Origin of the sequence: Periweissella ghanensis, assembly GCF_918814755.1 — a bacterium.
Classification (GTDB): Bacteria; Bacillota; Bacilli; order Lactobacillales; family Lactobacillaceae; genus Periweissella; species Periweissella ghanensis.
This window is the reverse complement of record NZ_CAKKNT010000007.1, coordinates 1-13,826: the sequence shown is the minus strand read 5'-3', so window position 1 is coordinate 13,826 and position 13,826 is coordinate 1. Positions and strand designations below refer to the sequence as shown.

Genomic DNA, 13,826 nt, shown 5'->3' with positions numbered 1-13,826 from the left:
CCCCGTTGGTAGTTTAATTAATTCACTACCACCATTCCAGACCCATCTTCCTAGCTATTCATTTACCTTTTCACACCACCCAAAGGCTCTCTGAGAATTGCAAGCTAGTACTCTGTCTTTCGTTATGTTTTTTTATTGTTGCATTAATAATATAGCATAAGATTAGAATGTCAACATTTTATTTTAATTTAATTACAATCTTTTATATTACCTAAGTAATAGCTTATTTAACTTTCCGCCCGGTATTTAGAATATCATGCGGATCAAAAACGGCTTTAATTTGTTGTTGTAAGGCGACTACTTGCTGCCCTAACGTCGCTGTTAGCCACTCATTTTTAAGTTCCCCAATCCCATGCTCAGCTGAAATTGTGCCACCAAGACCCAAGGCAAATTCAAAAATCTGATGAATGGCCGTTGTAACTTCAGCTGGGATTTCTGCCAAATCATTAGCAATCGCAAAATTAGGGTGAAAATTTCCATCACCGGCATGCCCACCTAAAAAGGCCTTTACATTACTACTTAATTCAATACTTTCAACAAATTCAGCTAATTCGGGTAATTTTGATAACGGAACCGCGACATCTTCCACCAATAACCGACCATAGGCATTTTCTGCTGCGTAATAATCTTGGCGAATTTTAATTATCTTGGTGGCAAATTCGGGATCATCAGTTACGGAAACTTGAATGGCCGCACTTTCCTTTAAAATTTTTTCTAGCGCAGTCACCGCGCCCACTGGTGCCACATCTAATTGAAAAATCAACAAGGCCTGAGCCCCGTCTTTAGCGAGCGTTGCATGTTCGTAGCGATCGAGCGCTTCAATTGAGGTACTGTTTAAAGCTTCTAAAATTGACGGATACAAACCACTTCCAGAAATTTTTTGCACCCCAATACTAAGGGCCTTCATATTTTTAAACGTAGCTAACCCGGTCACTGGATTTCCAAAGGGAACTGGTAACAACCGCACCGTCGCTTCAACAATAATTCCCAACGTCCCTTCTGAACCGATAAATAAATCCGTTAAATCATAGCCAACGTTATTTTTAAACGTCTTACTACCAACTTCAATCAATGAACCATCAGCCAAAACAACCTTGAGACCAATCACAGATTGCTTCGTTGTCCCATATTTCAGTGAACTGATGCCCCCAGCATTGGTTGCAATGTTGCCACCAATTGAACTAATCGTTTTTGAACCAGGATCAGGCGCAAAAAAGTATCCGGCCTTACGAGCTTCCCGGTCTAAATCACCATTTAAGACCCCTGCTTCAACAATCGCGTATTGATTTGGGATGTTTACTTCGATAATTTGATTTAAAGTACTTAAATCAAGTACCACCCCATTATCTAAAGCAGCTGAACTATTAACAATCGACGTCCCCGAACCACGGACCGTTAATGCAATTTTTTGCGTATTACAAAAAATTGCGGTTGCTTGAACATCCGCAATTGAGCGGGCTTTAACAACCAAGCGAGCTTGATGTGGTTGTGTCACTTCTTGTGAAAAAGTATTTAAGCCATAAGCGGCTAAAGTTTTGGCATCTGTTAGTACTTCACCGTCTGGAATTATTAATTGTTGTTCAATCACTGTCATTTTTTGTTCCTCCGTTTATTTATCAAATAAATGTAATTTGGCAATCCGTTCACAAGCTTCCGTAAAGCGGGGTTCATCAATTAGTAACCCGACTCGCACAAAACCTTCCCCATGTGTGCCAAATCCATTACCTGGGGCAACAGCAACAGCAGCCTTTTCGAGTAATAAATCAGCAAAGGTTGCGCTCGTATATCCGTTTGGTACTGGTAGCCACACAAAAAACGAACCACCACTTGGGCAAGGTTCCCAACCGATTTTCCGGGCGGCTTGATAAAATTGGTTTCGGCGTTTTTCATATAACGCAACCAGTTGGTGCACGGAACTTTGATCACTGTTTAAGGCCGCAACTGTCGCAACTTGAATCGCTGGGAAGACACTCACAAATAAATGATCTTGAATTAAATTAATCGCTTCAATCATATCCGCATTCCCAACGGCATAACCAATCCGCCAGCCCGCCATATTATATGATTTTGATAACGTTCCTAATTCAATCCCCACGGATTTGGCCGCTGGTGTTTGCAAAAAACTCAATGGCTTATGTTGATCATAGCCAATGGCGCCATACGCAAAATCATGGACTACCCCAATTTCGTTTGCTTGGGCAAAGGCCACGGTTTCTTCAAAAAATTCAGCGGTCGCAACCGCCCCGGTCGGATTATTAGGATAGTTCAAATACATTAATTTGGCAGCTTTAATTACGTCAGCTGATAACTGAGTATAATCGGGTAGAAAATTGTGGACACGTTCCAATGGCATTAACGCCATTTTGACTTGGGCCAAGGCGACCCCGGAAAAATAATCTGGATAGCCAGGGTCTGGTAATAGTAATGTCTCCCCTGGATTCATTAATGCCAAAGGTAGTTCCACTAACCCCGTTTTACTACCACCAAGAATGGCCACTTCGGTTTCCGGATCGAGTTGTACCCCATACTCACGTCCATAATAATCCGCAATGGCTTGCTTAAGGGCGGACAAACCGCGAAACGGAGCATATTTATGATTAGCAGGGTCGGCCACGGCCGCTTGCATCGCTTCAACTACAAATTGGGGCGTTGGTTGGTCTGGATTTCCTTGACCTAAGTTAATAACGTCGGCCCCACTTGCTATTTTTGCCGTTACTTTTTGGACTAACTTAGCAAAAAATTGTTCCGGTAATTGGTCTAAAACCTTGGCTTGCTTAAATTTCATTTCCATTCTCCCTTAACTTTCAAAATCAATAAAAAAGTCCTTTGGCAGCATGATGCTGTCAAAGGACGATAAATTACCGTGGTACCACCTTAATAAGTGTTAACTGTAACACCCACTCAAACAACGATAACGAGCTTAACCGGAATTAATTTGTCAGCGACTCACTAATTCAGTATTCCAAACGACCATCTTGGGTTAATAAGCATGGATGTCTTGCATCAACCGACACCTTTCTAAACATTTTACTAACTTACTCATCGCTTTACTTTTAATAAATTACCGTTATTATGCTCCGAATTGACATTATAAGTCAATGAAAAAATTAAATTAATCTCATGTTAATTAAGACATCGCACTTACTTTAACAAAAAACGACTTCCGTAAAATACGAAAGTCGTTTATTATTAAACGTTATTTTAACGTTATAAATGAAAATTCTTTTTTCCAGTAAATGTTCTTGAAATGTAACACAATCATCCCAATTATTAAGTAAGCAATCCCTAAGAAAATCAAATGTGGTACTTGGCTATATTTATCACCAAAGCCAAAAATAATGGCCGTGACATCTTTAACGCTTGAATACATTGGGAATACTGACGTAACTAACTTCCGAATGGGTGTTAATGTTGAATATGGCACAATACTTCCTGATGTAACAAATTGTGAAAGCATGATTGGCACGGCCACCGCCATTGCATATTGTTCCAACAAGAGGAACACAATGTGTAAGAGTAAAAAGCTGACATACATGAATAACATCCCATGTAAGATTAAATCACCAGTTACAGCTGCCGAAAGATTATTGATATGTTGTAAGGTTACGGCACCAACAATTGGTGAAAAAACTGAGATGATGATAAAGGCTAATTGTAATGCCACATAATCCATCCAGATTTTCTTTTCATTCATAATCTTAGCTCGGAAAACCCCAACAATCACAATTCCTGAAGACAATGCCCCAATGAAAGTAGCAATTGTAAGGAAAAATGGTGACATAATTTCGTTAATATTTGAATTTTTTTGGTTAATATCAACGATGTTAGGAGCAGCGACATGACTGATTTGGCGTACATTCGCTGGTAATAGTGCATCATTAATCTTGTCGGCGGCTTTTTCAGCTACTTGGCGTGAGAAAACATCACTACCACTATTTACGTAGTATTTTACGTGGTTTGTTTTATCAACATCAACAACCATAATTGCTTGATGTTTTTGTAATGCTTGTTCACCTTGGTTTTTACTGTCAACAAAACTTGATTTAAAGGTAAAATCTTTATTGTTTTTAAAACCTTCATACACCTGACGATTACCAGTAAAGGCAATATCTAATTGATCAATTTTATGCACTGATTGTTTATATGTTCCAATATAAATCCCGACCATGAACAATGGATAAATAATACCTAAAAAGATTGAAAAAATAACTGGTTTCTTTGAAAAAAATGCTTTCATAAACCCTCCCTATAAATTAAATTTGGCAATAAAGAAACATTATACGCTTCTTTTACTAATAACTAAACTATTTATTAACAAAGTGGTAAAAGTTATCCTTTTTTTAACTTTAATTCCTTCAGTATTACGCATCAATATATTTTAATATTATTATAAATAAAACCAAAAGACGTATTAATTTGCAGTACTTTACGTTAAAATACCCATTAATAAATTCTAATCATATTTTAATCTAAAGCGCTGATATTTTACTTAAAAGGAGCTTAACCTATGACCAATCATAATTATGCTAGCCGCGTTCAAAATCACAATAGTTCCATCATCGCGGACCTATTAGTTCAAAGTTCTGATCCCCAAAACATCTCTTTTGCCGGGGGCTATCCAGATGCGAGTTTGTTTCCTAGTGCTGATTTAGCTGATGCCTTTCAACACGCCGTTGCTGATAATACCCCAGCAGTCTTTCAATATACCGATGCTAAAGGACCTCAGGAACTCCGTGAACTAGTAGCCGCTCGCCATGCCAAACACATGGGCTACCCGGCCACTGCTGATGATATCATTATGACTCAAGGTGGCCAACAAGCCATTGACCTCTTAGCAAGTCTATTTCTTGATGCTGGTGATGGTCTCGCCATTGAAGGACCAACTTACTTAGGGGCCATTTCAATTTTTGAAAACTACGCCCCGAAGTATTATGAAATTCCAATTGAAACCGATGGAATCAATCTTGCTATTTTAGAACAACAATTACAAGCTAATCGTGGGGCCGATCGTATTAAGCTTCTTTATCTTGTCCCTGATTTCCAAAATCCAACTGGTATCACCATTAGTGTTGCTAAGCGTCAACGCTTAGCTGAATTAGCCGAAACGTATGATTTTTACATCATTGAAGATGCGCCTTACCGCGAATTACGTTACCGTGGTGAACATTTACCAACGCTGCAAAGTTTTGACACACATCACCGCGTGATTTACGTATCGAGCTTTTCAAAAATTTTAGCGCCCAGTCTACGTATCGGTTATATTTGTGCTTCACCAACTATCTTGACAGCGGTGGCGGGCTTAAAATCAGCTGCTGATATTCAATCACCCAATATGACACTTGATGCTCTCACGTATTACCTCAACCATTATGATATTGATGCTCATATCGCCAACATGATCCCTTACTATGCTAAAAAGCGGCAAACGATGATTGATGCATTACATAAATATATGCCGAGTGAGGTAACCTTTACTGAACCTGAAGGGGGCTTCTTCTTATGGATTACGGCGCCTGCAAGTCTCGATTTAAATGCCTTTATGTACGACGTTTTAATTCCCAAAGCCCGGATTGTCTACATCCCAAGTCAAGCACAATACATTCATGGCGATGTTGCTAATTCTGCTCGTTTAAACTTTTCTGCGGTTGCCATAGAAAAAATTGAGCCCGGCATTCGCCTACTTGCAGAGACCTTTACTAACTATTTAACTAATCATCCGGCTGAATAGTGAGTTTACTTACTAAAAAAGTCGTTGTGACATAACTCTTTTCAAGTACTAAATTGCTACCAAAATGCGCTCCAGAAGTCCGATATATTCGAAATACGACAAAATCCCCCATGAAGAAAATTCTTCACGAGGGATTTTTAGTGTATTTCTCGATATCGCCCGACTTCTGTCACAGCTCCCTTTCTTATACGCTCTCTTATGTACAAAAAAAGCCGCAATCCCTAGGGAATTACGACTTTTTCACAAAGTTCAATTACTTAGCAATGATTGCGTTGTAAAAAATCGCCCTATATAATAGGAAGAAAAAATCTATTATATAGGGCTTTTTGTATTTTTATCATCTTAAAATAACTACGTTTAATTCACTCGTGCCCCCAAATTGCCCCCAAAAACTACGGCTAGTTTAGCATTTATATTTTCTTCACAAAAACAAGCCCCCAACCAATTAAGGATGGGGGCTTATTTTAAATCAATTCAATTAATTTGTTAGGAGCGAAACCTTGGATGACTATATCATCTTTAATCGTAATCGGAACAGATTGAAAGCCTTTAGCTTTCAATTCTTCGCGAACACCTAGATCATCATCTATGTTTTTAACGATATATTTAACACCATGCTTGTTTAAATACTGTTTCACCATGCGACACTGCATGCAGTTATTTTTGGAATAAATCTCAATCATCATTTCACCTTAAAACATGCTTTTCAATGTACTATGATTTTCATCAATTAAATCATCGTTAGTTAAAATACCCTTCTTAACTAACACATCTGCTAATTTTTGTGAGCTTGGATGTGGTGTCAGATTGGCCACTGGAATCCAACCGGACCCAGGGAAATATATAAGCAATACTGTATCGCCCAGTTGTGCGGTTACTAGTTGTGTGAATGCAATCAAGCTTGGGTCTTGGACTCCAATGTCAAGTACAGCAGTGTACGCTGCGACATTTTTCAAGTCGGTAATTTGAATGTTATTTTCAGCAAAGATCATATCTGATATAGCAACTTTTAACCCACTATTTGAATTACTATTGTTGCCTGTACCTTGACCATCATGACCTGTCATGTTAGCAATTACAGTTAATGAATTTTGCCCATCCGATTGAGCTCCAACGAATAAAACTACTGTATCGCCAACCTTTGCAGATTTAGTAACATCTTGTGACAAAATAGTATCATTATCAACTTTGATATCTAACACAATATCGCCAATCGACAAAGTCATGTCCGTCAGCAAACTGGTCCCATCAAATTGACCACTTGAATCAACTCCCTGTTCACTAAAATATATTTTCTTAAAGCCAGGTTCACCTTGCGGACCAATAGGCCCAGTTGGACCGGTTAAACCAATTGGTCCTTGTTCACCATCGTGTAAATTAGCGAGTGCATCATCAATCTTTTTAGTAAATGCATCAAGTGTAACCGTGCTAATTACATCACCAGTTATACCTGTTGCATTTTGATTAATTTTCAACGTTACAAAGTTATTATCTGGAAAAATTGAAGTACCTTCTGGGCCTTTAATCCACAACTCTAAATAGTAAGTATCCGGTGGTAAATTTAAATCTCGTGAATTTAGAATCACATTTGTACCATTAACTGATGCCGGAATATCTTCAATATAAACTTCATTGTTTTTGACTTTAAAGATAATATTTTTATCATCTAAATTAACAGCGCTATTATCTTCTGTTACATTAAATTTAAAGCTAGTATTCGTGTCACTTAACTTAACGTTTGAAGAACCTATTAATTCTAGTTTTTTAGACATTAAAATACCTTCCCATTATTCAAATTGATTTGAAGTGCCTTAACAGTTGTTACACCAGCATATCCGTCGGTAGGTACCCCAAGTTTAGTTTGTAGCGCTTTAATCGTACCGGGACCGGCAAAACCATCGACTGCTACACCTAACTTGGCTTGCAATTTACGAACTACTTCAGACCCTTTCCCTTCAAGGCTTACTGTTGTAAACGCTGGAATAAATTGGGCTGAATATTTAGTTTGGCCCCAAATCTGGCCATTAATGGTGCCACCGAGAATTTTTTGCATGGCTGAAATAGTGCTTGCTCCAGCATAGCCATCAACAGCTAAGCTTGTTTTTGATGGTGAAATTGACGCACTGTTGCCCATGTATTGCTTGATTTTTGCAATAAAAAAAGCTTTAACATTGGCGTTAGATTCACCATGTAAAGCTACTGAGCGGTGCGGACATGCGGTTGCAAATACTTCTTTGTGGAGCATAATTGTTTGCTCGTTTGGTGTGATACCATAACGATTACAAATTTGAGCTGCTAACTTAAATGCGTTATCTTCATTTTGTCGGAAGATAGCTTCATCTCCCATAGATTGACAAGCTTCAATTCCAATGAAGTCATGGTTGTATTTCCGATTGGCGCAGTGCCAAGCAACGTTAGACTCTTTTTCGGCCTGATAAATTCCGTCACTAGAAACGTAGTAATGAGCGAATCCAGCTTCGGCTGGGTGCGTTGGTAGCCAGTTTCGATACCATGCAGCCGTGCCAATTTGTGATCCAGCATCGTTATGAATGATGATTCCTGTTGGATTGTATCCTCGTGGTCCTGCTACTCCTGGGTAAAAATTAGTCATGGTTAACATCTCCTTCATCCGTATTTTCGGCAACTCCGACAATGGCCAAAAATGCCAAGATAGCATTCACTAAGCCTTGAATCTGGCCCCAATCACCGTGAAATTCAATCTTGAATGCTGCTAATGCCGATTGAATAACCAATAATAATGCTGCAACGGCACCAGTCAACACCTTAGCATTGATGCTGCCATCTGCATTGAAAAATTTCTTTTTAATAATTTTAATCATTTGCATTTCCTTTCAAATAAAAAAGCTAAACATCACGCTCAGCTTCATGTTTACTTGCTAAATCTTCAACTTCCTGCCAGCTTTCGTTTGGTGCATAATCCGAAATTGGTAGTTGACGACATTTGGTATATATCATTTCGCCTGTCCCATTACCTCCCAAGTCTCTATAAGCATTCCATGTATATTCCAAATCATCTAACTCAGATAACGTAATGGAATTAAACTTAATATATCGGCCACCTTTTTCATACAATTGGCTATGCAAGGTTGCTAAACTAGCCGATTTTAGCAGTTGAATCTCTGTATCGTGTGCTGCTTTGCTAGAACGGTAGTATTTAATGGCACCTACCAATGATGTGCCTGTTACCAATGTCATCACTCCATCTATCCACCCCAATTGATCCACTAACTCTTTAATAAGCACATACTCTCTCCTTTAATCGGGCCGGGCATTTCACCCATTCGGCATTTAAGTCTACTGACTTATTAAATTTAATTAGCTGGTGTTGGAGTTGGTGCTAATAATGCGTCGACATTAGCCTTAAATTTAGCGATTGCAGCGGCTTGAACTTGGTCTTTTGTTGAAGTCAATGTGATGCCCTCATTTTTGCCCAAAATTACATTGGCGGTCACGTTTTCGGGGAAATCACCACCAGTTAAATAACATGCCATGTTTTGAAGCTCAAGAGTACCATCTGAATTGAACACTGGTGTGATGCTATTGATTGTTACTTGCATTATTTGTCCTCCTTGGGAGCTGTTAACTCCTCAATCTGTTTAGTTAAATCTGCGATTTGTTGTTGTAGCTGAGCGGCTTGTTGATTAGCTTCATCAAGCTGCCCCTCTTTTAACGCCAAGTTGATAGTTAAAGTGCCAATTTGTCCACCTAATTTATTTAAGATATTTTCCATTTTTAATCCTCCTAAACCCCTCTGATTACATAATTTTGAACAACACCAATCCCTTTTTGTCCAAAGTAAAATCCATTATTATATGAATTTAATAGTGCTACTCCGTATGTGCCTGAACCATCTCCACGGGCTAGTGTTACAAATCTAATTTGATCGTTAAACCAGTGACCAGCTGTGTCAGCTAGTGGCGATGCATAGAAGCCACCATTCATATTAGTCGTATTGTCAACGAAAAACGGTAATTTGGCATATATGCCCTGACCTCGAATATTGCCGTTACCATCAACCATTCGCTCACCTTGAGGGCTGATTATTAAATCAGAGGTAATGCTATACTGGCTCAAATCATCTTTAGATGCTGGATTATCGCGATGGCCGAAGATGATGTTACCGCTCGTACCATTACCGCCTCCGTTTTTATTAACCCAGTGTATTAAGTCTGCATTTGAACCGTTAGGTATAGCAGCACCATCAACTTTGAAATAGGTACCAATCCCACCAATCTGTCTCATTGAATTTTTGAAAACATCATCTTTATACGGAGCCGTTAATTGAATGCCATATTGATTGAATGCATGGTGCCAATATGAACTCTTGGACGTGTCGTTATAGCTTCCTTGAAGGTCCAATCCGGTTGATGAAATATCAAGATGCAGCGAAGCCCCTAGTTTGTTTGCTTCAATTTTAATTTTATTGGCATCTAATGTCCCTGCCGTGATGTTACCGGCATCAATGTTAGTTACTTTAATCTTACTAGCGTCAATTGAGCCAGCAGTTATATTCGAAGCGTTAAGATTGGTGAAATTACCACCAAGTGCGTAGAAATTTTTAGTGACAGTTGTGTCTGAGTCTAAGGTTATTTTGGCGCTTTTAATAGTTGCAACATGCGGATCTAAATTAATCGCAGCCACAATGTTACCGTTGTTATCGCTGATAGCTTGGCTGATACTAGTAGCCGTTTGAGACATGATTGAACTACCGCCGTCTAACCCTTTCATTAGATTGGTGCGTAGTAGTGCAGACATGAAGTCGGTAGATAGATTGCCTTTTGTATCTTTTACAAAACTTGTAATACTATTTGCTGTATTTGTAACTGCTGACAATCCTTTTTGGGGGTCATTTACAGCTGTTGATACGCCGTCAGCTGTATTCTTTACTTCTGCTATTCTGCCGTTTAACCCTTGCCAAGTCTTAGTGCTACTAACTGCTGTCTCTAAGCTAGTATATTGATTCCCATTACTATCTTTAAATAAATTACTAACACCCTCTGCAGTTATTTCAACTGTTGCAACCCGTCCATTTAATCCTTGTACTTGTGTAACTACTTTGTCAGCGGATTGTTGTACTGTAGTAATACGCCCATCTTGTGTAGATACTTGGGATTGAATACTATCAGCTTTAACTTTCAAATTGGCAATATCTTCTGTACTATTTTTAACTGTCAACTCAAATCCATCAGCTTGTTGTTTTAACTTAGACACATCACCTTGGGTGTTGGCTAATCCAGTAGTTAATGACTTAGCGGTTACTTTAAGGGTAGATACATCACCTTGAGTATTAGCAAACTGAGTAACTAACATGTCACTATTTAACTTCAATGTACTAATACTGTTACCGTGATTAATTAACTGCACATTAATGGCGCCATTGGCCGTATCTACATATGAAATCGATGCCTTATCATTCAACTTAGATGGCAAATCAGTCTTGGCATTGGCCAAATCACTAACTGTATTAGCTAAATTATTTTTAGTAATCGCCAAGTCAGTGTTAGCTTTATCAGCTGTATCTTGGGCCGCTTTAGCTAAACCATTAGCTTGGTTAATCCCTACTCCAAAATCTGAACGCGCTTGAGCAACCGCATTATTAGCTTGATTTGAAGCTGCATTAATGTCTGCTTTAAGCTTCGTTTGAATTTGTTCGCTATAATCCTTGGCTTGGTTAACAGCATCAGTAACACCGTCAGCAATTTGTTGGCCCATCTCTGGATCAATACGTTTGTCCCAGAAAAAGCTACCATCAGGACGTTTAGTATAGATGTACAGTACTAATCCATCACCACTTTGGACCCAACCTAAATCACCCTCATTAGCATTAGTTGGCAAATTATCTAAAGAATTAACTCGATAAACTGTATTCTTACCATCAGCACTAATTTGTGCTATTACTGCTATTTGATTAGCGGCATTAGCAGTATCAATCGCATCATTAATACGTGATGAAATTGAAGCATTAGCCTCTTGATATCGTTGTACTGAACTAATATTCCCCGCGGTTACTGTATAACTAACTTTCAAACCATCAGTAGTAAATTCATCATCAACACTGATAATTCGGATTTTTTGCTTGAAGTTAATCCGTTCATCAACTGCAGTTATCCAATCACCAACCTTGGCCATCTTGTAGGGATAACCTGCTTTGTTTAAGTCATACAATGATAATTTAATCGATACAGGTAAACTATCATCAACCTTAGATTTCAATGCAGACAGTAAATTAGCTTGAATTGTGTATCGTTCATCATCGATAGGCTCTGCTTCAATTCTCCCGTATATCTTAGATAATGGACTTTCATATACAGCATGTAACTGCGGGCTACTCTGATCATCCGGGTTAGCATGAACTCCAAAACCCTCTGCATAGGTGGCAAATCCTGATATATCGTTTTCAATCGACATATCTGATAAGTTAAATCCATGCCGTACTATCGTAGATAAATCGGTTCCAATTTTTTGATAAATTGAAACAAGTGTTCCATTAACTTCAAATTCCGCACCAATAGCATTGATGACGTCATTAAACATTGACATCTTGTTGGTCATACCAAAATTTTCTTTACTAACAGCATTCGGTTTGAAATTCAAAGCATATTTGTATCCAGTACCATCAAAAATGTTACCTAAGTAAGTATCAATCGTATTGCTACCATTGAATTTTCGATAGAACATTTTCTTGGAAAAGTCCCAGAAAAACTTATGAATCGCATCAAATGAAATCGTATTATCAGAGTCATGGTGCTCAAAGTAAGTAATCACATAGGGTTCGCTATCGAACTCTAGACCCCAACCTGTATCAATATTATTGATTACATCATCGCCACTATAAATAGTTCCTGATAATGATTTTTCACCATTGACGGAATGCTTTCGCTTGATGTCAGCGACTGCCAAGCGAGTACTATTTTTAATATCTTTAAACTTAATCATAGATACAGCTCCTTGTAGTCGTTGATTGTGATTGTTGCATTAATTGAACATTTAACAGTTACTTGCCCATTCAGGCTGGGTTCTAACACAAAATATTCAGCATTCGTATAATCATTGATTGAGATTAAATTCTTTGTGTTATACATACCACCTAATTTAAATACATCCCCAGTTGCAACGGTTCCGCTATATGTCCATGTACGTGATCCAATAGTTAAACTAAATCCACTCGCTACTTGGTTAGCGGTTATCTGCAAATAAAAAGGCACCTCCAATTGAGATGCCTTAGCGGTGCCTGCGTATGGTATTGAATTAGTAATAGTTAACGTTTTAGGTACCGACTCACCAAATGGCAATTCAGCAGTAACGAACGTAATTTCTAGTTTATAAATTTGTCGACCATTGATATTACCTACAAAGCTTGGTTCAATAACATCATCAATAGTTACATAAAATCGCTTAAAACTAGCTACTTCATTAGTTTGGCCCACTATGTTACCCGATGTTTGTCCCGGCCGTTCAAAGCTATATTGCCCATTATCAGAATACATTGGTGTGATGTAGTAGGGCTCTGAGCCGCCTAATATTTGATAAAGCCAATTGCGTTTTGTTTCATAATCAGATTGATTATTAGCAACTAAATAGCCTGCAAATTTAAGCTTTTTATCTCCATAATCCCCACCAAAATTAACTTTCCCATTACGCCCTTTAAACGATAATGTATTGGCCGTGATACTTGGTGAAGACTCATCAAAGTTAGTTGTAACAATGTTCCTGCTACTCAACTTAATGCTTTCTAAATTATTAGTGATTAGTAGGTCCATTAGATACCTCCTCCCATGATTAAATTATTGATATTTTGTCGGCGTGAATTTTGACTATTAACTGTCGTTGTAATTTTGTCCCCGACTAGTTCGTTGTGTACATAGAATGTAGGTGCTTGAGCACTTTGTTCCGCAACTTCATCACTAAGCGCATTTAATCCACCATTAATTTGACCAGCTACTCCCACACTACTTGCGGTTAATTTAGCATTAGCTTCATATTCTTGATGTCCAAATTGATCTGCAATCTGACCAGCGTATGATGAAACTGAACGTTTAACATATTCAAAATTGTTATTCAATGAACTGCCAAAACC

Annotated in this window: 14 protein-coding genes and 2 other annotated features (1 of these 16 running past the window's edge); of the genes, 1 reads left to right on the top strand and 13 read right to left on the bottom strand. The window is 38.3% G+C overall.

The window, feature by feature from the left end:
- Positions 1 to 132 (bottom strand) — a binding site (T-box leader); it reaches 138 nt to the left of the window's first position.
- 91 nt (positions 133 to 223) lie between these two features.
- The 3 genes from LQZ76_RS03680 to LQZ76_RS03670 form a co-directional block, all read right to left on the bottom strand.
- Positions 224 to 1,594 (bottom strand): FAD-binding oxidoreductase, encoded by a 1,371-nt coding sequence (locus tag LQZ76_RS03680; RefSeq protein WP_230098414.1) that lies wholly within the window; start codon positions 1,592 to 1,594, stop codon positions 224 to 226.
- Positions 1,595 to 1,609: 15 nt separating this feature from the next.
- Positions 1,610 to 2,785 (bottom strand): pyridoxal phosphate-dependent aminotransferase, encoded by a 1,176-nt coding sequence (locus LQZ76_RS03675; protein ID WP_230098413.1) that lies wholly within the window; start codon positions 2,783 to 2,785, stop codon positions 1,610 to 1,612.
- Positions 2,786 to 2,843: 58 nt separating this feature from the next.
- Positions 2,844 to 3,057, bottom strand: a binding site (T-box leader).
- Positions 3,058 to 3,196: 139 nt separating this feature from the next.
- Positions 3,197 to 4,237 (bottom strand): ABC transporter permease, encoded by a 1,041-nt coding sequence (locus LQZ76_RS03670; protein ID WP_230098412.1) that lies wholly within the window; start codon positions 4,235 to 4,237, stop codon positions 3,197 to 3,199.
- Positions 4,238 to 4,507: 270 nt separating this feature from the next.
- Between LQZ76_RS03670 and LQZ76_RS03665 the strand changes: the two genes are divergently transcribed.
- The gene (locus LQZ76_RS03665) at positions 4,508 to 5,728 is read left to right on the top strand and encodes an aminotransferase-like domain-containing protein (protein WP_230098411.1); all 1,221 of its coding nucleotides are present in this window, start codon (positions 4,508 to 4,510) and stop codon (positions 5,726 to 5,728) included.
- Between the two features lie 464 nt (positions 5,729 to 6,192).
- On the opposite strand, the gene LQZ76_RS03660 is transcribed toward LQZ76_RS03665, so the two are convergent.
- The 10 genes from LQZ76_RS03660 to LQZ76_RS03615 form a co-directional block, all read right to left on the bottom strand.
- Entirely contained in the window at positions 6,193 to 6,414 is a 222-nt protein-coding gene (locus LQZ76_RS03660) for a glutaredoxin family protein (protein WP_230098410.1), read from the bottom strand.
- Positions 6,415 to 6,420: 6 nt separating this feature from the next.
- The gene (locus LQZ76_RS03655; protein WP_230098409.1) at positions 6,421 to 7,500 is read right to left on the bottom strand and encodes a collagen-like triple helix repeat-containing protein; all 1,080 of its coding nucleotides are present in this window, start codon (positions 7,498 to 7,500) and stop codon (positions 6,421 to 6,423) included.
- Positions 7,500 to 8,339 carry a peptidoglycan recognition protein family protein gene (locus LQZ76_RS03650; protein ID WP_230098408.1) on the bottom strand — a complete coding sequence of 280 codons (840 nt, stop codon included), beginning with the start codon at positions 8,337 to 8,339 and terminating at the stop codon, positions 7,500 to 7,502. Before LQZ76_RS03650 ends, LQZ76_RS03655 begins: the two co-directional genes overlap by 1 nt.
- Entirely contained in the window at positions 8,332 to 8,574 is a 243-nt protein-coding gene (locus LQZ76_RS03645; protein ID WP_230098407.1) for a hypothetical protein, read from the bottom strand. Before LQZ76_RS03645 ends, LQZ76_RS03650 begins: the two co-directional genes overlap by 8 nt.
- A gap of 19 nt (positions 8,575 to 8,593) precedes the next feature.
- Positions 8,594 to 8,992: a hypothetical protein gene (locus LQZ76_RS03640; RefSeq protein ID WP_230098406.1), complete on the bottom strand. Its 399-nt coding sequence runs from the start codon at positions 8,990 to 8,992 to the stop codon at positions 8,594 to 8,596.
- 68 nt (positions 8,993 to 9,060) lie between these two features.
- Positions 9,061 to 9,306, bottom strand: coding sequence for a hypothetical protein (locus LQZ76_RS03635; RefSeq protein ID WP_230098405.1), 246 nt, complete (start codon positions 9,304 to 9,306; stop codon positions 9,061 to 9,063).
- Positions 9,306 to 9,479 (bottom strand): hypothetical protein, encoded by a 174-nt coding sequence (locus tag LQZ76_RS03630; protein WP_230098404.1) that lies wholly within the window; start codon positions 9,477 to 9,479, stop codon positions 9,306 to 9,308. Before LQZ76_RS03630 ends, LQZ76_RS03635 begins: the two co-directional genes overlap by 1 nt.
- Positions 9,480 to 9,490: 11 nt before the next feature.
- Positions 9,491 to 12,685, bottom strand: a complete 3,195-nt coding sequence (locus tag LQZ76_RS03625) for a phage tail protein (protein WP_230098403.1) — start codon at positions 12,683 to 12,685, stop codon at positions 9,491 to 9,493.
- Positions 12,682 to 13,509, bottom strand: a complete 828-nt coding sequence (locus LQZ76_RS03620; protein ID WP_230098402.1) for a phage tail domain-containing protein — start codon at positions 13,507 to 13,509, stop codon at positions 12,682 to 12,684. The genes LQZ76_RS03625 and LQZ76_RS03620 overlap by 4 nt, the downstream gene beginning before the upstream one ends.
- Positions 13,509 to 13,826, bottom strand: a 318-nt coding sequence (locus tag LQZ76_RS03615; RefSeq protein ID WP_230098401.1) for a hypothetical protein, incomplete at its 5' end; no start/stop codon positions are given. The genes LQZ76_RS03615 and LQZ76_RS03620, both read right to left, overlap by 1 nt.